This window comes from Rhodanobacter sp. LX-99, from assembly GCF_018599185.1.
Taxonomy (GTDB): Bacteria; Pseudomonadota; Gammaproteobacteria; order Xanthomonadales; family Rhodanobacteraceae; genus Rhodanobacter.
In genome coordinates, this window is sequence record NZ_JAHFVL010000001.1 from 681,876 (window position 1) to 707,845 (window position 25,970).

At 69.3% G+C, this 25,970-nt stretch carries 28 protein-coding genes; 10 read left to right on the top strand and 18 right to left on the bottom strand.

Annotation, left to right across the window (positions count from 1 at the left end; genetic code table 11):
• Window positions 1-103: 103 nt before the first annotated feature.
• Window positions 104-1,429: a DEAD/DEAH box helicase gene (locus KK131_RS03315; protein WP_214555280.1), complete on the top strand. Its 1,326-nt coding sequence runs from the start codon at window positions 104-106 to the stop codon at window positions 1,427-1,429.
• A gap of 85 nt (window positions 1,430-1,514) precedes the next feature.
• On the opposite strand, the gene KK131_RS03320 is transcribed toward KK131_RS03315, so the two are convergent.
• The gene (locus tag KK131_RS03320) at window positions 1,515-2,054 is read right to left on the bottom strand and encodes a GNAT family N-acetyltransferase (RefSeq protein ID WP_345777220.1); all 540 of its coding nucleotides are present in this window, start codon (window positions 2,052-2,054) and stop codon (window positions 1,515-1,517) included.
• Window positions 2,055-2,065: 11 nt separating this feature from the next.
• On the bottom strand, window positions 2,066-2,914 hold the full coding sequence (gene fghA, locus KK131_RS03325; RefSeq protein WP_214555282.1) for an S-formylglutathione hydrolase: 849 nt from the start codon (window positions 2,912-2,914) through the stop codon (window positions 2,066-2,068).
• Between the two features lie 156 nt (window positions 2,915-3,070).
• Here fghA and KK131_RS03330 point away from each other — a divergent pair, with 156 nt between their 5' ends.
• The 4 genes from KK131_RS03330 to KK131_RS03345 all read left to right on the top strand — a co-directional run bounded on the left by KK131_RS03330 (window position 3,071) and on the right by KK131_RS03345 (window position 9,336).
• Window positions 3,071-4,915: a DEAD/DEAH box helicase gene (locus KK131_RS03330; protein ID WP_214555284.1), complete on the top strand. Its 1,845-nt coding sequence runs from the start codon at window positions 3,071-3,073 to the stop codon at window positions 4,913-4,915.
• An 81-nt stretch (window positions 4,916-4,996) separates the two neighbouring features.
• Window positions 4,997-6,619, top strand: coding sequence for a sulfotransferase (locus KK131_RS03335; protein WP_214555286.1), 1,623 nt, complete (start codon window positions 4,997-4,999; stop codon window positions 6,617-6,619).
• 112 nt (window positions 6,620-6,731) lie between these two features.
• Window positions 6,732-7,517 (top strand): class III extradiol ring-cleavage dioxygenase, encoded by a 786-nt coding sequence (locus tag KK131_RS03340; RefSeq protein WP_345777219.1) that lies wholly within the window; start codon window positions 6,732-6,734, stop codon window positions 7,515-7,517.
• Window positions 7,518-7,740: 223 nt separating this feature from the next.
• A complete protein-coding gene (locus KK131_RS03345; protein WP_214555290.1) occupies window positions 7,741-9,336 on the top strand; it encodes a hypothetical protein in 1,596 nt (531 codons plus the stop codon).
• Between the two features lie 86 nt (window positions 9,337-9,422).
• On the opposite strand, the gene KK131_RS03350 is transcribed toward KK131_RS03345, so the two are convergent.
• Window positions 9,423-9,809: a YkgJ family cysteine cluster protein gene (locus KK131_RS03350; RefSeq protein WP_214555291.1), complete on the bottom strand. Its 387-nt coding sequence runs from the start codon at window positions 9,807-9,809 to the stop codon at window positions 9,423-9,425.
• Window positions 9,810-9,962: 153 nt separating this feature from the next.
• Window positions 9,963-10,823 (bottom strand): neutral zinc metallopeptidase, encoded by an 861-nt coding sequence (locus KK131_RS03355; RefSeq protein WP_214555292.1) that lies wholly within the window; start codon window positions 10,821-10,823, stop codon window positions 9,963-9,965.
• Window positions 10,824-10,946: 123 nt separating this feature from the next.
• On the opposite strand from KK131_RS03355, the gene KK131_RS03360 reads away from it, so the two are divergent.
• A complete protein-coding gene (locus KK131_RS03360) occupies window positions 10,947-11,339 on the top strand; it encodes an MAPEG family protein (protein ID WP_214555293.1) in 393 nt (130 codons plus the stop codon).
• An 8-nt stretch (window positions 11,340-11,347) separates the two neighbouring features.
• Here KK131_RS03360 and KK131_RS03365 read toward each other — a convergent pair whose 3' ends face one another.
• Window positions 11,348-12,124 (bottom strand): class I SAM-dependent methyltransferase, encoded by a 777-nt coding sequence (locus KK131_RS03365; RefSeq protein ID WP_214555295.1) that lies wholly within the window; start codon window positions 12,122-12,124, stop codon window positions 11,348-11,350.
• A gap of 215 nt (window positions 12,125-12,339) precedes the next feature.
• Here KK131_RS03365 and KK131_RS03370 point away from each other — a divergent pair, with 215 nt between their 5' ends.
• Window positions 12,340-13,122 (top strand): type II CAAX endopeptidase family protein, encoded by a 783-nt coding sequence (locus KK131_RS03370; protein ID WP_250887134.1) that lies wholly within the window; start codon window positions 12,340-12,342, stop codon window positions 13,120-13,122.
• On the opposite strand, the gene KK131_RS03375 is transcribed toward KK131_RS03370, so the two are convergent.
• The 8 genes from KK131_RS03375 to KK131_RS03410 form a co-directional block, all read right to left on the bottom strand.
• On the bottom strand, window positions 13,106-13,690 hold the full coding sequence (locus KK131_RS03375; RefSeq protein ID WP_214555299.1) for a nucleoside triphosphate pyrophosphatase: 585 nt from the start codon (window positions 13,688-13,690) through the stop codon (window positions 13,106-13,108). The two genes, KK131_RS03370 and KK131_RS03375, sit on opposite strands and share 17 nt — an antisense overlap.
• The gene (locus KK131_RS03380; RefSeq protein WP_214555301.1) at window positions 13,687-14,136 is read right to left on the bottom strand and encodes a GNAT family N-acetyltransferase; all 450 of its coding nucleotides are present in this window, start codon (window positions 14,134-14,136) and stop codon (window positions 13,687-13,689) included. Before KK131_RS03380 ends, KK131_RS03375 begins: the two co-directional genes overlap by 4 nt.
• Window positions 14,137-14,156: 20 nt before the next feature.
• Window positions 14,157-14,627 (bottom strand): 23S rRNA (pseudouridine(1915)-N(3))-methyltransferase RlmH, encoded by a 471-nt coding sequence (gene rlmH / locus KK131_RS03385; RefSeq protein ID WP_214555302.1) that lies wholly within the window; start codon window positions 14,625-14,627, stop codon window positions 14,157-14,159.
• A gap of 14 nt (window positions 14,628-14,641) precedes the next feature.
• Complete coding sequence (rsfS, locus tag KK131_RS03390; protein WP_214555304.1) at window positions 14,642-15,028, bottom strand: ribosome silencing factor; 387 nt, start codon at window positions 15,026-15,028, stop codon at window positions 14,642-14,644.
• A gap of 106 nt (window positions 15,029-15,134) precedes the next feature.
• Window positions 15,135-16,217 carry a nitronate monooxygenase gene (locus tag KK131_RS03395; RefSeq protein WP_214555306.1) on the bottom strand — a complete coding sequence of 361 codons (1,083 nt, stop codon included), beginning with the start codon at window positions 16,215-16,217 and terminating at the stop codon, window positions 15,135-15,137.
• Between the two features lie 93 nt (window positions 16,218-16,310).
• Complete coding sequence (locus tag KK131_RS03400) at window positions 16,311-16,688, bottom strand: pentapeptide MXKDX repeat protein (RefSeq protein ID WP_345777218.1); 378 nt, start codon at window positions 16,686-16,688, stop codon at window positions 16,311-16,313.
• 3 nt (window positions 16,689-16,691) lie between these two features.
• Complete coding sequence (locus KK131_RS03405) at window positions 16,692-17,384, bottom strand: DUF1345 domain-containing protein (RefSeq protein ID WP_214555308.1); 693 nt, start codon at window positions 17,382-17,384, stop codon at window positions 16,692-16,694.
• Between the two features lie 21 nt (window positions 17,385-17,405).
• Window positions 17,406-17,681, bottom strand: a complete 276-nt coding sequence (locus tag KK131_RS03410) for a GNAT family N-acetyltransferase (RefSeq protein ID WP_214555310.1) — start codon at window positions 17,679-17,681, stop codon at window positions 17,406-17,408.
• 148 nt (window positions 17,682-17,829) lie between these two features.
• Between KK131_RS03410 and KK131_RS03415 the strand changes: the two genes are divergently transcribed.
• Window positions 17,830-18,255: an OsmC family protein gene (locus KK131_RS03415; RefSeq protein ID WP_214555312.1), complete on the top strand. Its 426-nt coding sequence runs from the start codon at window positions 17,830-17,832 to the stop codon at window positions 18,253-18,255.
• 1 nt (window position 18,256) lies between these two features.
• Here KK131_RS03415 and KK131_RS03420 read toward each other — a convergent pair whose 3' ends face one another.
• On the bottom strand, window positions 18,257-19,342 hold the full coding sequence (locus tag KK131_RS03420; RefSeq protein ID WP_214555314.1) for a 3-deoxy-7-phosphoheptulonate synthase: 1,086 nt from the start codon (window positions 19,340-19,342) through the stop codon (window positions 18,257-18,259).
• Between the two features lie 235 nt (window positions 19,343-19,577).
• Between KK131_RS03420 and KK131_RS03425 the strand changes: the two genes are divergently transcribed.
• Complete coding sequence (locus KK131_RS03425; RefSeq protein WP_214555316.1) at window positions 19,578-20,510, top strand: oxygenase MpaB family protein; 933 nt, start codon at window positions 19,578-19,580, stop codon at window positions 20,508-20,510.
• A 21-nt stretch (window positions 20,511-20,531) separates the two neighbouring features.
• Here the strand turns inward: KK131_RS03425 and KK131_RS03430 are convergent, their stop codons facing one another.
• Window positions 20,532-21,728: a GGDEF domain-containing protein gene (locus tag KK131_RS03430; protein ID WP_214555318.1), complete on the bottom strand. Its 1,197-nt coding sequence runs from the start codon at window positions 21,726-21,728 to the stop codon at window positions 20,532-20,534.
• A gap of 160 nt (window positions 21,729-21,888) precedes the next feature.
• On the opposite strand from KK131_RS03430, the gene KK131_RS03435 reads away from it, so the two are divergent.
• A complete protein-coding gene (locus tag KK131_RS03435) occupies window positions 21,889-23,763 on the top strand; it encodes a 3'-5' exonuclease (RefSeq protein ID WP_214555319.1) in 1,875 nt (624 codons plus the stop codon).
• 9 nt (window positions 23,764-23,772) lie between these two features.
• Here the strand turns inward: KK131_RS03435 and nadD are convergent, their stop codons facing one another.
• Genes nadD through lptE form a run of 3 tightly spaced genes read right to left on the bottom strand, consistent with a single transcriptional unit; the run spans window position 23,773 to window position 25,969 of the window.
• Window positions 23,773-24,414 (bottom strand): nicotinate-nucleotide adenylyltransferase, encoded by a 642-nt coding sequence (gene nadD / locus KK131_RS03440; protein WP_214555321.1) that lies wholly within the window; start codon window positions 24,412-24,414, stop codon window positions 23,773-23,775.
• Window positions 24,411-25,421 carry a DNA polymerase III subunit delta gene (gene holA, locus KK131_RS03445; protein ID WP_214555323.1) on the bottom strand — a complete coding sequence of 337 codons (1,011 nt, stop codon included), beginning with the start codon at window positions 25,419-25,421 and terminating at the stop codon, window positions 24,411-24,413. The genes nadD and holA overlap by 4 nt, the downstream gene beginning before the upstream one ends.
• Window positions 25,421-25,969, bottom strand: a complete 549-nt coding sequence (lptE, locus tag KK131_RS03450) for an LPS assembly lipoprotein LptE (RefSeq protein ID WP_214555325.1) — start codon at window positions 25,967-25,969, stop codon at window positions 25,421-25,423. The genes holA and lptE overlap by 1 nt, the downstream gene beginning before the upstream one ends.
• Window position 25,970 lies beyond the last annotated feature (1 nt).

Sequence of the window (25,970 nt, forward strand, 5' to 3'; positions counted from 1 at the left end):
ACTCGGCCACGCATTCGTCCCCACGAGTGCTGCGACACACCGTCGCCCCTTCCCCTTAGTCTGCAACACGGTATGAACACTCCGGGTTGCTCAGGAGTGTTACATGTCTTTTGATTCGCTGGGCCTTGCGCCCGCGTTGCTGCGCGCGCTTGCCGATTACGGCTACACGCAGCCCACCCCGATCCAGTCCGCCGCCATTCCGCCCGCACTGGAAGGTCACGACCTGCTCGCCGCCGCCCAGACCGGCACCGGCAAGACCGCCGCGTTCGCGCTGCCGTTGCTGCAGAAGCTGTCGACCAGCGGCCAGACCATGACCCGCCGCCCGCGCGCACTGGTGCTGACCCCGACCCGCGAACTGGCCGCCCAGGTACACGAGAACCTGCGCGACTACGGCAAGCACGTCCATGTCAGCGCCACCACCATCTTCGGCGGCGTCAGCATGGGCCCGCAGATCAACGCACTGCGCCGCGGCGTGGACGTCGTCATCGCCACCCCCGGCCGGCTGATGGACCACATGCAGCAGCGCACGCTGGACCTGTCCGCGGTGGAAACGCTGGTGCTGGACGAAGCCGACCGCATGCTCGACATGGGCTTCCTGCCCGCGTTGAAGCGCATCCTGCAGGCCCTGCCGAAGAAGCGCCAGACCCTGCTGTTCTCGGCCACCTTCGCGCCGGCGATCAAGGCGCTGGCGATGGACTTCATGCACCACCCGCGCGAGATTTCGGTCTCCGCGCCGAACACCGTGACCACCCTGGTCAGCCACCAGGTGCATCCGGTCGACGCCTCGCGCAAGCGCGACCTGCTGCTGCACCTGCTGTCGGCCGACAGCCGCCGGCAGTCGCTGGTATTCAGCCGCACCAAGCACGGCGCCGACAAGCTGGTTACCTACCTCAACGCGTCGGGCCTGCGCAGCGCCGCGATCCACGGCAACAAGAGCCAGAACGCGCGCACCCGCGCCTTGAGCGATTTCAAGAGCGGCCGCGTCACCGTGCTGGTGGCCACCGACATCGCCGCCCGCGGCATCGACATCGAACAGCTGCCGATCGTGATCAACTTCGACCTGCCGTCGGTAGCCGAAGACTACGTGCACCGCATCGGCCGCACCGGCCGTGCCGGCATGGAAGGTCTCGCGGTATCCCTGGTCAGCCATGACGAAAGCGGCCTGCTGTTCGACATCCGCAAGCTGCTGAAGCAGGACATCGCGATCACGCCGGTGAGCGGCTACGAGCCGTCCGCCCCGCTGCGCGTGGATGCCGGTGCGCCGCGTCCGAAGCAAGGCGGCGGCGGTCAGCGTCAACCGCGTGCGCCGCGACAGGGCAAGACTGCCGGCGCGGCACGGCCGAACGGCTATGCGCCGCAGGGCCGCGGCGAGCATGCCGCCGGCAACCAGCGCCGCCGTTCGAGCCATCGTCCGGCCGCCAAGGCCTGAGCGATTGCGTGAATGACACCGAATGTGGCGGCCTGATGGCCGCCACATTCGTATTGGGAAACCGGAATAACACGGTCCGGAACGCTCAGTCGGCGCGGTGGATTTTCGCCGTGAGCACATGGTCTTCCCACTGCCCGGCAATCCGCAAATACTCCCGCGCGTAGCCTTCACGCTCGAAGCCAAGCCGCTCCAGCAACCGCGCGCTGCGCTCGTTGCGCGGCAGGTAATTCGCCATCACGCGATGCAGGCCCAGCTCACCGAACGTCCATGCCAACCCGGCTTCCAGTGCCTCGTGCATCAGTCCCCGCCCCTGCTGACCGGCGCTGACGCCATAGCCGAGCAGGCATGCCTGGAACGGTCCGCGTACCACGTTGGACAGGGTGAAGCTGGCGAGGACATCCTCACTGCCCAGGCTGAACACCACGAACGGATAGCCACGATCGAGACGCGCAGCCTCCTGCCCGTCCGCGATCGCTTGCGCGCAGTGTTCCAGCGTGTAGTAACTGTCCTCGCGCAAGGGCTCCCACGGCGCCAGATGGGCACGATTGTCCACGCGAAAGCGCAGCAATTTCGCCGCGTCGGAAAGTTCAGGCAAACGGATGCGGGTACGCGCGGTTTGCAGCACGGCCGATACGCTCATATCAGCCCAAATGCCCCCGCGTGATGCCGCAGGTGATCGTCGATGAAGCTGGTGATGAACCAGTAGCTGTGGTCATAACCGGGGTGCCGGCGCAGCAACAAGCCCTGCCCCGCTTCCGCGCAGGCCTGGTCGAACAGCTCCGGCTTCAATTGGGCTTCGAGGAACGGGTCGGCCTCGCCTTGGTCGATCAGGATCGTGCCGCCGAAGGTCTGCCGCCGTACCAATTCGCAGGCGTCGTTGTCGGCCCAGGCCGCCGGGTCATCGCCGAGATAGCGCGGCAGCGCCTTCCTGCCCCACGGCACCTGACTGGGCGCCACGATCGGCGCGAACGCTGACACCGAACGGTAGCGCTGCGGGTATTTCAGGGCGAGGGTCAACGCGCCATGGCCGCCCATCGAATGACCGCAGATGCCGCTGAGTGCCGTGTCCACCGGAAACTGCGCGGCGATCAGCGCGGGCAATTCGTCCGCCACATAGCTATGCATCCGAAAGCGCGTCGACCACGGCGCTTCGGTGGCATCGACGTAGAAACCCGCGCCTTCGCCGAACTCCCAGTCGCCGGTGGCGCCGTCGATGCCGGTGCCGCGCGGGCTGGTGTCGGGCATCACCAGCACCAGGCCCAGCTCAGCCGCCAGCCGCTGCGCGCCGGCCTTGATCGTGGCGGTTTCCTCGGTGCAGGTCAGCCCCGCCAGGAAATACAGCACCGGGCACAGCTGCCGGGTGGCCTGCGGCGGCTGGTAGACGGCAAAGCGCATGGGGCAAGCGCAGGCTTCCGAGTGGTGGCGGTAAACGCCCTGGACGCCGCCGTGCAGGCGTTGTTCTGAGATCGTTTCGAGCATACCCATCGTGTTCTTCTGTCCTCAGGCAAAGGCTGCGTTGAGCATAACCGCGCGGCCATCACTTTCGCGTTCAGCAAGAACTGCCACGCGTAGGCGTGGAGGCTGGTAGAATCCGCCCCTGCGCGTCGCATTCCCGGCGCTGCCTTCTGTTCCGAGGTTCCCATGCCATCCCCCGTCTCCGACCACGCCCCGGTTCCGTCCGGCTTTGGCGCGCTGGCGCTGCATCCCGACGTTCTGCGCGTGCTGGCCGACGTCGGCTATGAATCGCCCTCACCGATCCAGGCCGCCACCATTCCGCCGCTGCTGGAAGGCCGCGACGTGCTGGGCCAGGCGCAGACCGGCACCGGCAAGACCGCCGCGTTCGCGCTGCCGATCCTGTCGCGGATCAGCCCGCGTGCCGGCAAGCCGCAGGCGCTGGTGCTGGCGCCCACGCGCGAACTGGCGATCCAGGTGGCCGAGGCGTTCCAGCGCTACGCCGCGCACATCCCCGGTTTCCAGGTGCTGCCGATCTACGGCGGCCAGAGCTACGGCCCGCAACTGCACTCGCTCAAGCGCGGCGTGCACGTCGTGGTCGGCACGCCCGGCCGCGTGATCGACCACCTGGACAAGGGCACGCTGGATCTGTCCGAGCTGAAGTACCTGGTGCTCGACGAAGCGGACGAGATGCTGCGCATGGGCTTCATCGACGACGTCGAGAAGGTGCTGCAGGCTACCCCGCCCGAGCGCCAGGTGGCGCTGTTCTCGGCGACCATGCCCACGGTGATCCGCAAGATCGCGCAGCGGCACCTGAAGGATCCGGTCGAGGTCATCATCAAGTCCTCCGCCACCACCACGCCGAACATCCACCAGCGCTACTGGTTCGTCAGCGGCATGCACAAGCTCGATGCGATGACGCGCATCCTGGAAGCCGAGCCGTTCGACGCGATGATCATCTTCGCGCGCACCAAGCAGGCCACCGACGAACTGGCCGGCAAGCTGCAGGCGCGCGGCCTGGCCGCCGCCGCGATCAACGGCGACATCGCCCAGCCGCAGCGCGAGCGGGTGATCCAGCAGCTGAAGGACGGCAAGCTCGACATCCTCGTGGCCACTGACGTGGCCGCCCGCGGCCTCGACGTGGACCGGATCAGCCACGTGCTGAACTACGACATCCCGTACGACACCGAAAGCTACGTGCACCGCATCGGCCGCACCGGGCGCGCGGGGCGCAGCGGCGAGGCGATCCTGTTCGTCAGCCCGCGCGAGCGCGGCATGCTTAACGCGATCGAGCGTGCCACCCGGCAGCCGATCGAGCAGATGCAGCTGCCGTCGGTTGAAGTGGTCAACGACGTGCGCATCGGCAAGTTCAAGCAGCGCATCAGCGACATGCTGGCACAGGGCGACCTCGGCCAGTTCCAGCAGCTGATCGAGCAGTACGAGCAGGAACACAACGTGCCGGCGGTCGAGATCGCCGCCGCACTGGCGCGCATCGCCCAGGGCGACCAGCCGCTGCTGCTGGCGCCGCCGCCGAAGCGCGAGAAGTACGAGCCGGCCGCGCGCGAACACAAACCGCGCGAGCGCGAAGGCACGCCTGCCCACACCCCGCGCGAGCACAAGCCGCACGCACGCGAGAGCGCGCCGCCGCGCGAGTTCGGCCACCGTCCGGTGCGCGCGCACGCCACCGAGGAAGGCAAGCGTACCTACCGCATCGAGGTCGGCCACGAGCACGGCGTCAAGCCGGGCAACATCATCGGCGCGATCGCGAACGAGGCTGGCCTGGACAGCCAGTTCATCGGCCGCCTCAGCATCCGCGACCACTACAGCCTGATCGACTTGCCCGACGGCATGCCGAAGGAAGTGTTCGAGCACCTGAAGAAGGTGTGGGTGGTGCAGCAGCAGTTGCGCATCCACGAGTGGGACGGCAGCGACACCGGCACCAGCGCACCGCCGGCGCACAAGCCGGGCGGTTTCAAGAAACCCGGCAGCTTCAAGCCGCGACCCGGCGGAGCCAAGCCGCCGCGGCGCAAGTAAGCGCCCCGCGTCGCGCCGCTCGATAAGCGACGGCGCGACGACGTAACATCGGCAGGATCGTCGTCGCCGCAGACCCACCGCATGCACAACCCCACCGCCGAACACGGCCCGCCCAACGGCGCCGAGCCGCGACTCGACGGGCTGGCGCCGGCGGCCATGCAGCAAATGCAGGCGGCGGCGCATGCGATCCGCGAAGGTGCCGCGGCGGCGGCCACGCAGGCGCTGGATAGCATCCTTGCGATGACGCCGGGGCACCCAGAGGCGCTGCGTCTCTACGCCATCCTGCACGCCCGCGCGCACCGCCATGCCGAGGCGAAGTCAGTGCTGCAACAGGCCATCGCGCAATGGCCCGACTACGTACTGGCCTATTCCGACCTGGGCAATGTGCAGCAGGCCGCAGGCGAACTGGACGCAGCCTTCGCCAGCTGGCGGCAGGCCTGCGCACTGGCACCGCAGGCGCCGATGCCGTGGTTCAACCTCGGCCGCAACCTGCAGCTGCATGGCGATACCGCAGCCGCGATCGAGGCACTGCAGCAGGCACACGCACTGGCGCCGGACTTCCTGCCCGCCCTGGTCCTGCTTGGCGATGCGCTGGTGCATGCCGGCCGCTTCGACGAAGCGGATGCGCGCTACCGCGCCGCGCTGGCGCTGCATCCGGCCTGCGGCGATGCCTGGCGCGGGCTGGCGAACATGAAGACGCGGCCGCTGTCGGACGCCGACCGCGAGCAACTGGCAGTGGCTGTGCTCCAGGACGGAACGGATCTGAGCGACCGCATCGCGATGGGCTTCGCGCTGGGCAAGGTGTGCGAGGACCAGGGCCGTTACGGGCAGGCCTTCGCCGCACTGAGCCAGGCCAACGCCGAGCTGCGCCAACTCCGTCCGTGGAACGCCGGCGCATTCCATGCGCACGCCGATGCCCTGTTCGCCGCTTCGGCCCGGCTGCCGGCGCCGGCGGATCCGGCACTGGGCCAGGAAGTGATCTTCATCGTCGGCCTGCCACGCTCCGGCTCCACCCTGTTCGAACAGATCCTCGCCGCCCATCCCGAAGTCGAAGGCGCCAGCGAACTGCCGGACCTGGAACAGGTGCTCGGCGAAGAATCCACCCGCCGTCGCCAGCCGCTGCTGCAGTGGATCGGCAGCGCAGGTGCCGACGACTGGCAACGGCTGGGTCGGCGTTACCTGGAACTCACCGCGCGCTGGCGCCGGCACAAGCCGCGGCACAGCGACAAGCTGCCGTCGAACTGGCTGCTCGGCGGCGTGCTCGGCGCGATGCTGCCCGGCGCGCGCATCGTCGACGCGCGACGCGACGCGCTGGAAGCGGGCTGGTCCTGCTACAAGCAGCAGTTCTACCGGCTGCCGCATTTCGCCTGCACGCTGACCGACATCGCCGCCTACATCCGCGACTACGAGCGGATCATGGACGCGTGGCGGGCGGCCGCCCCGCAGCGCATACGCACCCAGCGCTACGAAGCGCTGCTGGCCAAACCGGAGGATGAAATCCGCGCGCTGCTGGCGTTCTGCGGCCTGCCGTTCGACCCGGCCTGCCTCGACTACCACCACGCGAAGCGCAGCGTGCGCACCGCCAGCGCGGCGCAGGTGCGCCAGCCGCTGCAGCACTACACCGCGCGTGCCGGCCACTATGGCGCCCTGCTCGATCCGCTGCGCCTGGGCCTCGGCCTCGGCCTGCCGATGCTCGGCCGGTAGGAGCCAACGCCGGTCGTTCGGCGCAGGCAACGCAGCGTTCCCCCGCGCAGGCGCTCGCAAACCGCCGCCACGCCCTCATCATGGAGGGATGGATTCCAACGGAGCGATGCGCGTGACCACCCTGCCCAGCCTGTACATCTCGCACGGTTCGCCAATGACCGCACTGCAGCCCGGCCTCACCGGCCAGCGGCTGGCCGAGCTGGCCGCCGTGCTGCCGCGCCCGCAGGCGATCGTGATGGCCAGCGCGCACTGGCTGTCGCGCCGGCCGCAGGTCGGCGCCGCGGCGATGCCGGAAACCATCCACGACTTCGGCGGCTTTCCTGCGCCGCTGTACCAGATGCGCTACCCCGCACCCGGTGCGCCGGAACTGGCCGGGCGCGTCGCCGGGTTGCTGGAACAGGCCGGCCTGGCACCGACCATCCATCCCGAACGCGGGCTCGACCACGGCGCATGGGTGCCGCTGCATCTGCTGTATCCGGCGGCCGACATCCCGGTGGTGCCGGTCTCGATCCAGCCTGAACTCGGCCCCGCGCACCAGTACGCACTGGGCCAGGCGCTGGCGCCGTTGCGCGAGGAAGGCGTGCTGGTGATCGGTTCGGGCAGCATCACCCACAACCTGCACGATTTCGCTGCCGGCTACAGCGACCAGCGGCAGGCGCCGTACGTGAAGCCGTTCATCGAGTGGATCGAGCGCAAGCTCGCCGCCGGCGATATCGACGCCCTGTTCGACTATCGCCGCCAGGCACCGTTTGCCGAACGTGCCCATCCCACCGACGAACACCTGCTGCCCCTGTTCGTGGCGCTCGGCGCGGCAGGCGCGAACGCCCATGCGCAACGGATCGACGCCGGCATCGACATGGGCTTCCTGGCCATGGACATCTACCGCTTCGCGGGATAAGCGCCTGTCCGCCGGCTGGTGCCGGACGGCCTCTCTTCACGAAAAATTCCCGCCGACGCGCTATGACTCCGCCGTTACGCCTGGGAGTCCGGGGGCGCGCGATGCCGATGTCGCGTGATGGTGGAACGGCTATCGGATCCACGTCGTGCCTGGCCGCCAAGCCGCGCAAGCCAGTCGTACGCGTCGATCCTTTCCAATGCCATTACCTCGTGGAGGAGAACCCATGTCATCACGAAACTTGACCGGCTTGAGCATCGCGCTGTGCACCGTTTTCGGCCTGGCGACAAGCAGCCCGGCATCCGCTGAAAATGCCGCCAGCGCCGTGGAAGTGACGCCTGCCGTGAAACACGACACCTTGCGCTCCCTGCGCGGCACGATGCCGCGCCCGGAAGATTTCTCCAGGAGCCCCCGCATTCATCCAGTGCATCCGTTGCCGCCGCTGGCTCCGGGCAACCTGGCCGACGGCGCCGTGCAGCACACCATCACCGGGGCGTTCGCGCCCGCACTGGGCGCCGGCTTCGACGGCGTCGGCCAGGGCTTCAGCGGCCCGCAGGGCACGTTCAACGTCAACAGTGCCCCGCCGGACACCAACGGCGCGGTCGGCGCCACGCAGTATTTCCAGATCGTCAACACCGGCTTCGCGGTGTTCGACAAGGCCAGCAAGGCAGTGACCTACGGCCCGGTGCCTTCCAACACCCTGTGGTCCGGTTTCGGCGGCCCCTGCGAGAACGACAACGACGGCGATGCCGTGGTGGTCTACGACAAGGCCGCCAACCGCTGGGTCGTCTCGCAGTTCGCCGTCAGCGCCGCGCCGTATTTCCAGTGCGTGGCCGTGTCGGCCACCAGCGACGCCACCGGCGCGTACTACCGCTACGCGTTCTCCTACGGCAGCGTCTTTCCCGACTATCCGAAGATGGGCGTGTGGCCGGACGCGTATTACGAAACCTTCAACATGTTCACCAATACCTTCCAGGGCGCCAAGCTGTGCGCCTATGACCGCAACGCGATGTTGAGCGGCGCCGCGGCCACGCAGCAGTGCTTCCAGTTGTCCACCAGCTACGGCGGCGTGCTGCCGGCGGATCTCGATGGCGCCACTGCGCCGCCGGCCGGTTCGCCGAATTACATGCTGAACTTCACCAGCAACTCGCTGAACCTGTGGAAGTTCCATGTGGACTGGGCGAACAGCGCCAATACCTCGCTGAGCGGCCCGATCAACATTCCGGTGGCGGCCTTCGCCACCGCCTGCCGGGGCGGCACCTGCATCCCGCAGTACGGTACGCGGCAAAAGCTGGACTCGCTGGGCGATCGCCTGATGTTCCGCCTGGCCTACCGCAATTTCGGCGACCACGAGTCACTGGTGGTCGACCATTCGGTGCAGGTCGGCGCCAAGCACAACAACCCCTACACCGGCGTGCGCTGGTACGAGATCCGCAATCCTGCCGGTTCGCCGGTGGTGTACCAGCAGTCCACCTTCTCGCCGGACACCAGTTTCCGCTGGATGGGCTCGGTGGCGATGGACAAGCAGGGCAACATGGCGCTCGGCTACAGCGTCTCGGACAGCGCCATCCACCCGGCGATCCGCTACACCGGACGCCTGGCCGGCGACCCGCTGAACACGCTGGAGGCCGAGAACAGCATCATCGAAGGCACCGGATCGCAGAGCGGCAACAATCTGGCGCGCTGGGGCGACTACAGCGCCATGACCGTCGACCCGGTCGATGATTGCACCTTCTGGTACACCACCGAGTACCTGAAAAACACCGGCTCGTTCAACTGGAACACGCGCATCGCGTCGTTCAAATTCCCTGGCTGCCAATAAGCAGACTCCCCGCGGATCCGGGATGCCCGTCACCGATGACGGCGGCGGGCATTCCCCCTTCGGTCATTCCGGATGAGGCATTGCGCTCAGGCGCTCTGCGGCAGCGGCGGCTCACCGGCATCGAACGGGTCCAGCCAGTCCTCCGGCGTCAGCACGGGCATGCCGTGCGCGAGGCGCGCCTTGTCGCACTGCGGGCTGGCCGCGCCGAACTCCCACGACGGCTGCACCTCGCGGCACACCGACGGCCGCTGCGGGTAGATGCCGCAATGCGCCGCCTCGCCCACCGTGCCCTGCAAGGCCACGCAGCGCGGCTGCGCGGCGTTGGTGCCGCGCATCGCCAGGCGATGCGGATCCAGCTTTTCGGTCAGCTCCGGCGGCACCTTGCCGCCGAGGAAGGCTTCCGCCTCCGACCAATGGAACGCCACGCGAAAGAACGCGCAGCAGGCACCGCAACGCAAGCAGGGATGTTCCATCGAAGGGACCGGGGGCGCCCCGAGGCGCGCAGGAGGCGAATTCTAGAGCAGCGAAGATCCGTTGCGCAGCAGCGGAGGGGAAACTGCCCTCCGTGCGTCGCAGGGAAGGGCATTCGAAAGCGGGCGATCACGCAGCGCTCGCCGCTCGAGCCCTCATGGTTCGCCGGCGAAGGTGTTGCACTGGGCAACGTCGCCGCTGCCGAAGCCGGCCTTGAACCATTTCACCCGCTGCGCCGAGGTGCCGTGGGTGAACGTGTCCGGCCGCACGCGGCCTTGCGCCTGCTGCTGCAGGGCGTCGTCGCCGATGTGGCTGGCCGCGTTCAGGGCTTCCTCGATGTCGCCCGGCTGCAGCCATTGCAGGCTCTGCTGGCTGTGGTTCGCCCACACGCCCGCGTAGCAATCCGCCTGCAGTTCCTGCCGCACCGACAGGCCATCGGCGCCGTCCATCGGCGCGCCGCGTCGACGCGCCTCGTCGACCTTGTCGAACACGCCGGTCAGCTTCTGCACGTGGTGGCCGACCTCGTGCGCGATCACATAGGCGCGGGCGAAGTCGCCGGAGGAGTGCAGTTCGTCCTGCAGTTGCTGGAAGAACGCCAGGTCCAGGTACACCTTCTGGTCGCCCGGACAATAGAACGGCCCCACCGCCGTGGTGGCGCCGCCGCAGGCCGTGTTCACGCCGCCGCTGAACAGGTGCAGCTTGGGCTCGACGTAGGTCGCGCCATGCGCCTGGAAGATCGCGCCCCAGCTCTGCTCGGTCGAATGCAAGATCGCGCTGACGAAGGCCTGCTGCTCGGGATCGACCTGGGCCGGCGTGCTGTTCTGCATCGGGGCGCCCGGTTGGGTACCGCTCTGGTCCAGCAGCGCCAGCGGATTCTTGAAGAAGATCCAGCCCAGCAGCGCCAGCACGATCAGGCCGCCCAGGCCCATGCGGCCACCGCCGCCGAAACGCGGGCCACCGCCGCCACCGCTGTCGACCTCGACGTTGCTGCTGCTGCCGCCTTTTCGCCAATCCATAGGAATCCCTTGTTGACCGATGCACGCGCCCCGATGCCGCGTGGCGACGATAGCGCGTCGACCGGGATCACGCCACGGCACGCGCTGCCGCTAAAGTAGGCGACCTTTTGTGAGGATTTCAGCATGACCCACCTGCCCGCCCTGGTCACCCTGCTCGCCGTGCTGCTGCTGTTCGGCACCATGTGGGCCGTCGGCCACGCCCGCGGCAAGTACGGGATCAAGGCCCCGGCCACCAGCGGCGACCCGGCCTTCGAGCGCGCCTACCGGGTGCAGATGAATACCCTGGAAAGCACGGTGATGTTCCTGCCCACGCTGTGGCTGGCGGCGAACTACGGCTTCAGCGGCTGGGCCGGCGTGGCGGGACTGGCCTGGATCGTCGGCCGCGTGTGGTACGCGCTGGCCTACCTGAAGGATCCCGCCAAACGCGGCCCCGGCTACATGGTCGGCATGCTCGGCTGGGCCGCGCTGCTGGTGCTGGCCTGCATCGGCGTCGGCCGGGCCATGCTGGTCGGCTGAACAGTTTCTCAGGCCAGCAGGCCGGGGGCGATCGCGCTCAATACCCACACGCGATGCGGCACCGCCATCGGCTCGGCCGCATGACGGGCGGCCAGCATGTCGGCCAGTTCGGCATCGAAGCGTGCCACCTTCGCCTCGTCCAGCGTGGCGCCGATGCCGGCGCTGGCACGGATGCGGCCGCGCCAGTCCACGTGGCTGTACGGCACGTCCAGGTCGAACGAGTACGTGCGCAGGCCGCCGAAGCCGGCTTCCGCCACGTCCTTCAGCCACGCCGGATACAAGCCGCTGCCGCTGTGCAGCGTCCAGGCCGGGTTATAGGCGAGGATCAACCGTTCGGTGTCCTGCACCATGTTGCCGGCCAGCGGCACCCAGTCGAAATGCGCGATCAGCAGCCGCCCGCCCGGCCGCAACCACTTGCGCACCAGCGCCGCCGTGCGCGGCCGGTCGAACCAGTGCCAGCACTGGCCGGCGGTGATCGCGTCGAACGAGGCAGCGGCGAACTCGGCGTTCTCGACCCGCGCACGCACCTGCTTCACCTGCACGCCGGCGGCCCGATCCATCTCCGCGGCCTGCGCCAGCAGCGGCGCGGAATGATCCAGTCCGGTCACCTCGCAGCCGCGCACGGCCAGGCCACGGGCGACCGTGCCGGTGCCGGTGCCCAGGTCGAGAACGACGTCACCCTTGTGCACGCTGCCGTCGACGAACAGGCGCTCGAAGAACACCTCCGGGAACCCCGCCCGATGGCGCGCGTAATCGCTGGCAGTCCTGCCGAAATCGGTAGTCATCGACACTCCCCCGTGATCGTCTGCAAGCCGATGTTACCGAGATGGTCTTGCGCTGCAAGCAAATGCATGCCGCCATGCCGGTCGGCAGGATTGCGCAAGCGGCCTGCAAGGCACTAGCTTGGAGGCAGCACATGCCGCCCGCGGCGTCCGCTTTCGCCATTCGTCGCCACAGGTACGCTTGCCGCATGGAAATCAGCTGCACCGAGGTCTCACCCTTGCCGCCTGCGCTCCCGACCGGCAGGGCCGCCCCCGGCCTGCGGGCCAGCGCGAGCATCATCGCCACCTACTTCGTGCTGCAGTTCGCGGTTGGCATCGCGTTCGCGCTGGCGATCGGCGTGACGGCGGCCCTCAGCCCCACCGGGCCAGGCATCGACGCCGCGATCCGCACGACCCTGGGGCAACCCGCCATGCAGGCGCTGGTGGCGATCCTCTCGCTTGGCGTGGCCGCACCGCTGACCCTGTGGCTGGCACGCCGTGCATGGCCGCAGCTGTGGTCGCTGGCGCGGCCGCCGGGTTTCGGTTTCACGCCACCGCGCCACCTGTCGTTCTTCGCGCTGGCGGTAGCGGCCGGACTGGCGGCGCCCATCCTGGGCTCGTTGCTGACCCAATGGCTGGCCCACGGCCACACGGTGACCCAGGACATCCAGCAGATCGGCGGCAACACCCCGCTGGGGCTGCGCATTCCGCTGGTGCTGGTGGTGGTGTGCGTGGGGCCGCTGGTGGAAGAGTTGCTGTTCCGCGGCGTGCTGCTGTCGGCCTTGATGAATCGCGTGCACGTCGGCTGGGCAGTAACCGGCAGCTCGCTGCTGTTTGCGCTGGTGCATCTGCCGGGGCTGCAATACCAGTGGTACGCGCTGCCGAACCTGATCCTGCTGGCGCTGCTGCTGGCCGGGCTGCGGCTGCATTCGGGCTCGATCTGGCCGGCGGTGACGGCGCACGGCGCCAACAACCTGCTGGCCGTCGCCGCCTGGTTCGTGGCGATCAATCCGCCGGGCTGATCCCGCCGCGACGCAGCAGCCGTGCCGTCTCGAACAGCGGCAAGCCCATCACCCCGGAATAACTGCCGTCGAGGTGCTCGACCAGGGTCGCGCCGCGGCCCTGGATCGCATACGCACCGGCCTTGCCGAACGGCTCGCCGGTGGCGACGTAGGCAGCGATGGTGGGCTCGTCCAGCGCGGCGAAGCAAACCCGCGACACGCACACCTCGCACTGCTCGCCGGCCGCGCCGACCAGCCACGCCGCCGAGATCACCGCATGCGTGCGGCCCGACAGCCGGCGCAGCATCGCCGCCGCAGCGGCGGCATCCTGCGGCTTGCCGAACACCTCGTCGTCCAGCACCACCTCGGTGTCCGCGCCGAGCACCAGCGCACCGCCCGCGTGCGCCAATGCGGCCAGGCCGGCTCTCGCCTTGTCGCGCGCCACCCGGCTCACATAGTCCCGCGGCGATTCGCCCGGCGCGCGCTGTTCGGGCACATCGACATCGAGCACGGCGAAGTCCACGCCGAGCTGTTCCAGCAGCTGGCGCCGGCGCGGCGACTGCGAGGCGAGGTAGAGAGCCGGCGTCACAGCGTCAGGCTGTATTCGCAAAACTGGCGGTCGCGCTGCCAGCCCAGCGACTCGTACAGCGCCTGCGCCGGCGCGTTGTCCAGCGCGGTGGACAGCGACAAACTGGCCGCGCCCAGTGCGCGCGCGTGCTCCACCGCGGCGCCGAGCAGGCCCGCTGCCACGCCCTGGCGCCGCGCGGGTGCGGTCACGAACAGATCGTTGAGCAGCCAGGTGCGCACGGTGCGTACCGAGGAGAACAGCGGATACAGCTGGGTGAAGCCGAGCCCGGCGCCGTGTTCGCCCCGAGCCAGCAGGATCAGCGACTCGCGGTGGTGAAAACGCTCCGCCAGGAAATCCCGCGCGCGCGCCAGGTCCGCCGGCTGGCCGTAGAACTGGCGGTAGCCGTCGAACAGCGGCGCCAGCGTGTCGAGGTCGAGGATCGTGGCCTGGCGGATCTGGAAAGACATGGCGGAGACTCCGTGGGGTGTCAGGCGCGATGGTAAGGGTGGCCGGCCACGATCGTGGTGGCGCGATACAGCTGTTCGGCCAGTACCAGCCGCACCAGCATGTGCGGCAGGGTCAGCGGGCCCAGCGACCAGCACTGGTCGGCGCGCGCGAGTACCTCGGGCGCGTGGCCGTCCGGACCGCCGATCAGGAACGCCAGGTCGCGCCCGGCCATGCGCCATTTCGCCAGCTGTTCGGCCAGTTCCTCGCTGGACCAGTTCCTGCCGTGGCCATCGAGCGCGATCACGTGGATGTCGTGCGGCAACGCCGCGAGAATCGCGGCGCCCTCATCCTGGATCGCCCGTGCATCGTCGCGGCCCTTGCCGCGGTTGCCGGGCTTCAGTTCGACCAGTTCCAGCGGCAACTCGTGCGACAGCCGCTTGCGGTATTCGGCAAAGCCTTCCGCCACCCAGCCGGGCATGCGTTCACCGACGGCGATCAGGCGCGCACGCATGCCGTGGGTTCGACTCAGCTGGCTTGCGCGGCGTCGATTTCGTGCCCGTGGTCACCCACCGTCCACAGCCGCTCCAGGCCGTAGAACTCGCGGATGCGCGGCAACATCACATGGACGATCACGTCGCCCAGGTCGACCAGCACCCATTCGCCTTCCTGTTCGCCTTCCACGCCCAGCGGCATCACGCCCGCCTTCTTGGCGAACTTGCCCACTTCGTCGGCGATGGATTTGACGTGGCGTGCCGAAGTGCCCGAGGCAATCACCAGCAGGTCGGCGATGGAGGTCTTGCCGCGGACGTCGATCTCGCGCACGTCCTTGGCCTTCAGTTCTTCGAGCGCGTCGATGACCGACTTGCGCAGGGTGGCCGTGGTGACGGCCTTGTGGGTGCGGGCTGTGCTCAAGAGGATGGGCCTCGATGCGGGATCGCAGCGCAAAATGGCGCGGGCGCAGTATAACCGCCCAACCGCAACGGCACGTCAAGGCGCCAACGACGCGGAGCGCAGTCGTTCAATGCGCCAGCGACCGCCTGGCCAGCCGGTATTCGTGCATCAGCCGCGCCACCAGTTCGGCGGCGGGTTGCGGACGCACCAGGCCGGCGGCCTGGCCGCACCATTCGGACAGCAGGTCGCCGCGCCCGGCTTCGGCAGCGGCGCGGCGCAATGGCGCGGTGAGCGCGTTCAGCACCGGATACGGCAGGCCCTGGACCGCCTGCGGCATGGCTTCGACGAAGCGGTTGCGCAGGCCGCGCGCCGCGCGCCCGGAAAAGCCGCGGATGGTGGTGACCCGGTGTTCCTCGGCATGCTGCAGGTCCCGCTTCCACGCCTCGGCGGCCGAGCACTCCGGGCAGGTGAGGAAGGCGGTGCCGAGCTGGCTGGCCGCCGCGCCGAGCACTTCCGCCGCCAGCATGCCGCGGCCATCCATGATGCCGCCGGCGGCGATCACCGGAACATCCCGCGCACAGGCCTGCAACGCACGCACCGCCAGCGGCAGCAGCGCGAACAGGCCGATCATCGCGTCCTCGGCCTCGTGCAGGAAGCTGCCGCGATGGCCGCCGGCCTCGGCGCCCTGCATGGACACCGCGTCGGCGCCGGCGTCCGCCCAGGCGCGCGCCTCGACCACCGTGGTGGCGGTGCCGATCACGCAGATGTCGCGCTGGCGCAGCTCGTGCAGTTGCGCCGGACTGATCATGCCGAACGCGAAAATCGCCGCCGCCGGGCGCGCCTCGCACAGCGCGGCGAACTGGTCGGAGAAGCGTGGCGCCCAACGCGGCGGCAGGCTGGTGCGCACGTCGAGGCCTTCGCGCGCCATCAGCGCATCGAGCTGCTCGCGCGCCTTCGCCACCGCCACCATGTCGGCTTCGAATTCGTCCGGCAGCACGAACAGGCCGATCGCATGGGGCTGGGCACTGAGGGCACGGACCCGCGCCGCCTGCTCGATGATCGCCGCCGGCTCCAGGTAGCCGGCACCGAGCGAACCCAGCCCACCGGCATTCGACACCGCCGCCACCAGCGCCGGCGGCGTCGAACCGGACATCGGGGCCTGGATCAGCGGGTGCTCGATGCCGAGCCGGCTGGCGAACGACGGGGCCATGCGTGGTGTCCTGCGGCAGTGAATGGCCGGAGTATCCGCCACTGCCGCGCGCGGCAGAAGCCGCCGGCAGGTCCACCAGCCGGCGGCGATCGCTCAGCCGCCGGATTTCATGGCGTCGCCTTTCATCGCGTCGCCTTTCATCGCGTCGCCCTTCATCGCATCCTTCTTCATCATCCCATCATGCTTCATGGCGTCGTGCTTCATGGCGTCCTTTTTCATCGCGCCATGCTTCATGCCATCGTGCTTCATGGGCGTTTTCTGCATGGCCTCGTGCGGCATCGCCGTGCTGGAGCCGGCAGCCATCGTGTCCTGCGCAAATGCGGACGCGGTGGCGAGGCCGCAGGCCATGGCGGCGGCGAGCAGAGTGGCAAGTCGTGCGTTCATCGGAAGATCCTCGAGAGAAAGGGAAGGAGACGGCCACGCCGCCCCCTCGCTTCCTTCGCCGCCCGCCGGCCGGCGGTTACATGCCACCGCTCAACCACCCTGCCCGGCCACGATGTTCACCGTGATCGCGATGATGAACACGTTGAAGAAGAACGCGATCACGCTGTGCAGCAGCACCACGCGGCGCAGGTACTTGCTGGTGATCTGCACGTCGGAGACCTGGAAGGTCATGCCGATCACGATCGAGAAGTAGGCGAAATCCCAGTAGTCCGGCTCGGGCGTGTCGGGAAATTCCAGGCCGGCGTGCTTTTCGCCGAAATCGCCGTAGTAGCCATGGGCGTAGTGGACCGCGAACATCACGTTGAGGAACAGCCAGCTGAGCACCACGCTCGACACGCCGACCGCGAGCTCCGGCAGGCCGCCGCCTCTGGCCGCATGCAGCTCGTTGCCCAGCGCCGCCAGCACCACCGCCGACAGCAGCACGCCGCCCCACAGCACGCCCCAGCGGCCGGTATCCAGCGCCTGCGCCTGGCTGCGCATGTGACTCGGCGAAGCCCGGTTGAACAGGCGCGCGAAGATGCCCAGGAACACCAGCGCCGCCAGGTCGAAGCCCAGCAGCACCGCATTGGCCGGGCGCACGCCGGCATGCAGCAGCAGCGCCATCGCCACGAGGAAGATGAGCAGCGACAGGACCGTCCACGGGCGGCCCTTCACGAAACGCCACGGCCGCCAGCCGCGCCGCCGCGCCGCGCGTTCGCCCGAGCGCTCCGATGGTTCGTCCATGCATGTCTCCGCGTCAGGATTTCAGCCGAGCAGGTCGTGGTATTCCGGGTGTCGCCGCACCCACGCGGCAGCATACGAGCAGGCCGGCACCACCTTCCAGCCTTCGGCACGCGCCGTGATCATCGCCTGCTGCACCAGGGCGGAGGCAATGCCGCGCCCGCCCACCGCGGCCGGCACTTCGGTGTGGGCGATCGTCATCACGCCGGCGGCGAGGGTGTAGTCGAGCAGGCACGGCATGCCTTCCACGCGGGTTTCGAAGCGATGGGCGACGCGGTCGTGCTGGATGGCGAACGGCATGCAAACTCCCGACCGGAAGACGATCGGCAAGCATACGACGTGCGCGGGGCAACCGGGCGTGAAGCCGGGATGCCGGTTCGTTCGCGCCGGCTGCATGCGCCGTCGGGCATGGTGGGCCCTTGTCTGCATCACCCCGCAGGAGAATCCCATGAAACGATCCGCATCCGCGCATTGGTCCGGCGGCATCAAGGATGGACAGGGCACGATGTCGACCGACACCGGCGTGTTGCACGAGTCGCCGTACGGCTTCAAGTCGCGCTTCGAGGACGGTCCCGGCACCAACCCGGAGGAACTCATCGCGGCGGCGCACGCCGGCTGCTACTCGATGGCGCTTTCGCTGGGACTGGGCAACGCCGGCTTCACCGCCGACAGCATCGACACCAAGGCGGCGGTGACCCTGGCCAAGGACGGCGACGGCTTCAGCATCACCACGGTGGATCTCAGTTGCCGCGCCAAGGTGCCGCGCATCGACGCAGCCACATTCGACAGCATCGCGCAGGCGACCAAGCTGGCCTGTCCGGTGTCCAAGGTGCTGAAGGCCACGATCACGCTGGACGCCCGGCTGGAAGGCTGACTCAGGCAGCGGCTTCCGCACGCGGCATCGGGGCAGCGGCCCGGCGCCGCTGGCGCACCGCCTGCGCCAGCCGCTGCAGTACCTGCACCGAACTGTCCCAGTCGAGGCAGCCGTCGGTGATGCTCTGGCCGTAACGCAGCGGCTGGCCGGGCTGCAGTTCCTGGCGGCCGCCGAGCAGGTGGCTTTCCACCATCACGCCGAGGATGCGCCGCTCGCCGGCGGCGATCCGCACGGCGATGTCCTCGGCCACCAGCGGCTGGTTCTCCGGCTTCTTGCCGCTGTTGGCGTGGCTGACGTCGATCATCACCCGGCCGGCCAGGCCGGCCTTGTCGATCGCGATACATGCGGCGTCGACGCTGGCCGCATCGTAGTTCGGCGCCTTGCCGCCGCGCAGGATCACGTGGCAGTCGCCATTGCCGCTGGTAGTGGCGACGGCAGCCTGGCCGTCCTTGGTCACCGCCATGAAATGATGCGGCTGCGATGCGGCCTGCACCGCGTCCACCGCGATCTTCACGTTGCCGTCGGTGCCGTTCTTGAAACCGACCGGGCAGGACAACCCCGAGGCCAGCTCGCGATGCACCTGGCTCTCGGTGGTGCGTGCGCCGATCGCGCCCCACGCCACCAGGTCGGCGATGTACTGCGGCGTGATCATGTCGAGGAATTCGCAACCGGCCGGCACGCCCAGCGCATTGATGTCGCGCAACAGGCCGCGGGCGATGCGCAGCCCCTTGTCGATGCGGAAGCTGCCGTCGAGGTCGGGGTCGTTGATCAAGCCTTTCCAGCCCACCGTGGTGCGCGGCTTCTCGAAGTACACCCGCATCACGATCTCCAGCGCATCGCCGAGCTCGCGGCGCAGCGGCGCCAGCCGGCCGGCGTACTCCAGCGCGGCGTGGGTGTTGTGGATCGAGCACGGCCCGATCACCACCGCGAGGCGATCGTCGGCACCGGCGAGAATGCCGTGCAGCGCCTGCCGCGAGGCATCGACGGTGGACATCGCCGCGTCGGTAACGGCGCAGTCGCGCATCACCTCGGCCGGCGTGCTGAGGCGGGTGATGGCGCGGATGCGCAGGTCGTCGGTGGGGTTCATGGCGGCTCTCCTGGAGGATTTTCAGGTGGCGGCCATAAAAAAACCGCCCTGTGGTGGCGGTCCGGTGTGGTTGTGTCGATCAGTTCAAAACGATCGCGCCCGCGCCGCCGCCGTTGGCTTCGGATAGCCGTAAAACCAGAAATACAGGCGGGCGGTGGCGGAATGCATGGCGACATAGATAACACAATGGACGTCCAAATCAAACTCCCGGGCGGCGGGAGGCTAGACTGGCGGCATGCCTTCGCCCCTCGACCTGTTGACCCGCCCTGCCCGCGAACCGATCCGCCGCTGGGTCCTCAAGGCCTTTCCGCGCGCCGACACCGGCGGCGTCGACTACGACCATCCGCACGGCGATCCCGGCCTGTTCGGGCCGCACAGCGCGACCTGGCGCGTGCACTCGGACTTCCCCGGCATGCTGGCCGGCGGCCTCGCCGCGCTGACCCTGCAGACCCTGCACCCGCTGGCGCTGGCCGGGGTGTGGGACCACTCCAACTTCCGCGGCGACCTGCTCGGCCGGCTGCGCCGCACCACCGCCTTCGTCGGCGGCACCACCTACGCGCCGCGGGCGCAGGCCGAGGCGCTGATCGAACATGTGCGGCAGGTCCACGCGCACATCACCGGCCATGGCGAAGACGGCCGTCCGTACTCGGCAGACGATCCCGACCTGCTGACCTGGGTCCACGTCAGCGAGGCCCACTGCTTCCTGCAGGGCTACCGCCGCTACAGCCACATCGCGATGCCGGCCGGCGCAGCCGACCGCTACTACGACGAGGTGCGGCGGATCGCCGAGACGCTCGGCGCACGCGACGTGCCCGCGTGCGAACGCGAGGTGACCGAATACTTCCGGCGCATCCAGCCCGAACTGGCTTTCACCGAACGCTCGCGCGTCGTGCTCGGGCTGCTGGGACAGGTGCGCCTGCCGGTACCGGCGGCCAGCCTCTCGCGCGACCTGTTCCTGCTCGCCGGCCACGCCCTGCTGCCGGACTGGGCGATCCGCATGCTGGGCCACACGCCGCGCCAGCAGCGCCAGGCGCGGCTGGCGGCGCAGGCGCTGTGGCCGATCGCGCCGGTATTTCGCGCAGCGTTGAAGGACGGCATCGCCAGCCGCGCCTGCCGGCGCGTGGACGTGGCGCCGGAGCAGCTGCAGCGCTGGGACGGCATCGCCTAGCCATCGCGGCCACGGCCCGGTTCAGGCCGGCGCCGGCAGCGATGCCGGCACGACGTCCCCGGTCGCCACCACGCGGTTGCGGCCGGCACGCTTGGCCGCGTACAGCGCCGCATCGGCACGCTGCAGCAGCGCCGTCACGTCGCGCTCGCCGGGCGCCGCCTCGGTGACGCCGACCGACACGGTCATGCCGAGCGCATGGCCGTCGAACACCAGTTGCATGCCCTCGGCCTCGGCGCGGATCCGCTCGGCCAGCGCCCGCGTCCGGCGCAGGCCGCCGCCCGGCGACAGCACCACGAATTCCTCTCCGCCGACCCGGCCGAGCACGTCGTCGCGGCCCAGCACGCGCTGGATGCGCTCCACCAGCGACAGCAGCACCCTGTCGCCGCCGCCATGCCCGAAACGGTCGTTCACCGCCTTGAAGTGGTCGACGTCGAGCATCAACACGCCCAGCGGCCGGCCATCCCCGGCGGCGGCATCCAGCGCATGCCCGATCGCCTCGACCAGCGCCAGCCGGTTGTTCACGCCGGTCAGCGGGTCGGTCCGCGCCAGCGACCGGAGCTCCGCCTGCATCGTCTCGTTGTAGAGCAGCAGGAAGCCGATGCTGGTGAACAGCGGCTGCATGGCGGAAAACATCATGTAGACCGTGTTGATCGGCGTGGGTGCCAGCAGGCCTCCCGCCGGCTGGCTGGACAGCAGCGGCTCGGCGTTGCGCCAGAGCACCATGGCCACCGCGACGGCCAGGGTGGACAGCAGCACCCGCTGGGCCGCCGAGCCGCCCCGGCGCAGGCTGCCGCACAACGGCGCGATCAACAGCGCCAGGTCCAGCAGGATGACCAGCGAGGCGCACAGCACGCGGACCTGGAAATTCGCCGTGCCCCACGCGAACCAGGCGATCGCCAGCCAGCCCGCCACGCTGGCGATCGCCACCACCCGCAGCCGCGACGGCGCGCCAAGCAGCATGCGCAGCGCGTGCACGGTCATGGCGTAAGAGACCAGCATGACGGCGTTCGCCACCAGGATCGAGAGCCAGTCGCCGACCTGCCCGCGCAGGCCGAGCAGCACCCAGGCCGTCGCCTCGAGCACCAGCGCGCCGGCGCGCAGGCGCAGGCTGGCCCGCGCCACGCCGGAATAGCTGCCGGTGGAGGTCCACAGCATCACCGCCATCAGCAGGGCCTGGACAGCCCCCATCAGTGCCAGGGTGGCCATGTCGATGGGCATCGGTGTGCTCCTCGCTGACTCGGGGATGCCCTCGGCTGCGCAGGCCGTTCGGCAAGTCGGGCGGTTGACCCGGGAGTATCGGCCATCGCGGCCGGGACTTGAACGTTGACAGCCGGCCGCGTTTCGCTACTTTCGGCGGATACGACCCGCCGGACTCCGCATGGCCACCCTCATTCCGACACGCAACCATTGTCTGCCCAGGATGACCGGCGGCGAAAAGCGCTTCTCCGAACGGCTGGAACAGAAGCTCGAGGACGACTACCTGCTGTGGTACGACGTGCCGGTCGGGCTGAAGCAGCGGCGCCCGGACTTCGTGGTGTTCCACCCGCGCCGCGGCATGCTGGTGCTGGAGGTGAAGGACTGGAAGGCCGAAACCATCCAGCACGCCGACGGCACCCAGTTCACCCTGGTGACCGAGCGCGGCCTGGTCAAGGAGAACAACCCGCTGCTGCAGGCGCGCGCGTATGCGCTGGAGATCGGCGTGGTGCTGGAACGCGATCCGGCCTTGCGCCATCCGCCTTCCAGCCGCCACGCCGGCAAGCTGCTGATGCCGTGGGCGTGGGGCGTGGTGCTGGCCAACATCAGCCGCAAGCAGTTCGTCGACGGCGGGCTCGATGCGGTGATTCCGGAGCATCTCGCCATCTGCCGCGACGAGATCTACGACACGGTCGAACCCGAGGCCTTCCAGGAACGGCTGTGGGCGATGTTCCCGCAGGTGTTCCCGGTGGCGCTGACCCTGCCGCAGATCGACCGCGTGCGCTGGCACCTGTTCCCGGAGATCCGGGTGGCGCCCGGCGAAGGCCAGTTCGGCCTGTTCGACCAGCCGGCCGATGCCGCCGCGCGGCCGCTGCAGATCCCCGACCTGGTCAAGGTGATGGACGCGCAGCAGGAGCAGCTCGCCCGTTCGCTCGGCGGCGAGCACCGGATCATCCACGGCGTGGCCGGTTCCGGCAAGACCATGATCCTGGGCTTCCGCGCGATGCAGCTGGCGCGCGAACTGGCCAAGCCGATCCTGGTGCTCTGCTACAACAAGACGCTGGCGGCGCGGCTCGACCAGCTGCTCGGCGAGCGCGGGCTGAGCGAAAAAGTGCAGGTCTACAACTTCCACAAGTGGTGCCGCAAGATGCTCACGGCCTACCACGTGGACCTGCCCGCGCAGGGCAGCGCGGACTTCTTCGAACAGATGGTGCAGCGGGTGATCGACGGCGTCGAGCGCGGCCAGATCCCGCGCTTCCAGTACGGCGCGGTGCTGGTCGACGAAGGCCACGACTTCGAGCCGGACTGGTACAAGCTGATCGTGCAGATGATCGACCCGGACACCAACTCGCTGCTGGTGCTGTACGACGACGCGCAGAACATCAACGGCCGCACGGATCGGCGCAAGTTCACCTGGAAGAGCCTGGGCGTGCAGGCGCAGGGCCGCACCACCATCCTCAAGCTCAACTACCGCAACACGCTGGAAATCCTCTCGGTCGCGCGCAGCTTCGCCGACGAATTGCTGCGCGCGGACGCGGGCGACGAGGACGGCGTGCCGCTGGTCGCACCGGAAAGCGCCGGCCGCCGCGGTGCGGTGCCGGAGCTGATCCGCGTCGACAGCGCCGGTGCCGAGCTGGCGGTACTGGTCAGCCAGATCCGCGACGAACTGGCGCACGGCCGCCCACTCGACGACATCGCGGTGATCTACCGCTTCAACTGGCAGGGCGACAAGCTGCGCGCGGCGCTGGAACAGGCCGGCCTGGCCTGTCGGCTGGCCGACGACAAGGGCGGCAAGGGCGCGCTGTTCGTGGTCAGGGACTGCATCAAGCTGGTCAGCATGCACTCCAGCAAGGGGCTGGAATTCCCGCTGGTGATCATTCCCCACCTGGGCATGATGCCCAAGCCCGGCGAAGACGAGGCGCACGAGGCGCGCCTGCTCTACGTGGCGATGACCCGCGCCACCGAACGGCTGCTGCTGATCCACCACGAAGACTCGGTGTTCAGCGCCCGCATCCGCGCCTCGATCAACGACGTGACGGCGCAACTGGCCGGCGTCTGAGCGCGGCGTCTACGCGATCAGGTGCCGATACGGCGCCAGCAGTGCGGGATCGTCGAACAATCCCGCCGGCAGCAGGTAGCGCGGATCGCGGCCGGCAGCGAGCAGTTCGCGGATGCGCGTGGCGGAAATTTCCAGCGGGGTCACCGCCAGTTCGATAACCTTGCCCGCGGGCAGCCCGCGCAGGCCTGCTGTGTCGGCGATGCGCCGTCCGGCTACCTCGCGCTCCAATTCGTCCGGCAGGTCGGCGGAAATCCCCGGCCGGCTCAGCACGCCGATGTGCGCCGCCCCGAACAGTTCCCGCCAGCGATGCCAGCTGGCGAGGCCGGCAAACGCATCGGCACCGAGCAGCAGCACCAGCGGGCGCTCGCCCTGCTCCGCGCGCAGCTCGTGCAAGGTGTCGATGGTCCAGGACGGGCCGGCGCGATCCAGTTCGCGCGTATCGAGCGTGAGCCGCGACTGGCCGTGCAGCGCGGCGCGCAGGATCGCGACGCGCTGTGCCGCCGAAGCGAGTGGCGGCATGCGGTGCGGCGGCACGCTGGCCGGCAGCAGGCGCACTTCGGCGTCGAGCAGTTCGGCCGCTTCCCACGCCACGCTGAGGTGGCCCAGGTGCACCGGATCGAAGGTGCCGCCGAACAGCGCCAGCGGCTTCACGCCAGCGCCCGCGCCGCGCGCGGTTCGGCGATCGCGGCGATCAAGCGTTCGGCTTCCTGCCACGGGTTGCCCTGCTCGCGGCCCTTGACCATGCGGTCGATGCGCGAGGCGCGGGCCAGGCATTGCAGCCAGTGCTCGCGCGGGGCGCGGCGCAGGGCCTGGCGGAACAGGGTCTCGCGCGCCTGCCACAGGTGTTCGGCGCGGATCTGCGCGGCAAGGTCCGGCGCATTGGCCAGGCGCAACGCCAGCTGCAGCTGGTTCACCAGCCAGCCCATCAGCGCCAGCAGTTCGTCGCCTTCGGAGCGAAGGCCGGCGAGGATGCGCAAGGCGCGCGCGCCGTCGCCGACGAAGGCGGCGTCGGTGAGCTTGAACACGTCGTAGCGGGCGCTGTCGGCCACCAGGTTTTCCATCTCGGCGGCATCGACGCGGCCCTGCCCGTGCAGCACGGCGAGCTTGTCGACTTCCTGCGCCGCGGCGAGCAGGTTGCCTTCGACGCGTTCGGCCAGCAGCGCCACCGCATCGGGCGTGGCGGACAGGCCGCGCGAGGCGAGCCGCGCGCCGATCCACGCGCTCCACTGGTCCGGTCGCGGCGAGTTGAACACCACCATCGTGCCGCTGGCGTCGAGCTTCTTGCTCCAGGCGCCGTCATGCTTGCTGCTCCACTCCATCGCGGTGACCAGCAAGGTGACGTCCGGCGGCGGGTCGGCGCAGAACGCGCCGATCGCCTTGGCGCCGTCGATGCCGGGACGGCCGGTGGGCAGGCGCAGGTCGATCAGCCGGCGGGTGGCGAACAGCGACATGCCGGCGGCCGCGCGGGCCAGGTCGTTCCAGTCGAAATGCTGGCCGACCTCGAGCACTTCACGCTCGCTGTAGCCCAGTTTGCGCGCCTGCGCGCGCAAGGCATCGGCGGCCTCCAGCACCAGCAGCTGCTCGCCGGCCAGCAGGTAGACCGGTTGCAGGCTGTCCGCCGCCAGCGCCTTCTGCCATTGGCCGGGACTGAGCGGCATCAGTGCGTGCTGGCGGCGCTTGCCGGTGCCGCCAGCTCGTGCTGGCCGGCAGCCTGCAGGCGGAACAGGATCGCCTGCACCATGTCGTCGTTGAGGCTGCGCTGGATCTCCTCGACCTGCGATGCGTTGCCGACGGTGTTGCTGGCGTCGTAGCTGTACTCGCGCGACATGTCGATGCGCTGGCGCGGCACCAGCACCTGCCCGGCGGCATCGGTGACGTCGAACTGCACCTGGTAGCGCACCGCGTATTCGGTGATGCGCACGTAGCCGCCGGCGCTCAGCGTCTCGGTGCTGAAGGCCGCCACCGGCACGCGCAGTTCGGCGATGCCCGCACCGCTGTCGTCCTCGACGGTGACGCCGGACGTCTGCAGCGCACGGGCAAGGTGGCGCTCGAGCTCGCCGCCGCCGTTGACGGTGAGGTGCACCCGCTGCATCTCCGGCGGCAGGGTCGCGTTCTCGCGCAGGTGGAAACCGCAGGCGCCCAGCGCGAGCGCCGTGGCCAGCAGCAGCGAGGCTTGGAACAGGCGGCGCGCTTTCATGAAGCTCATG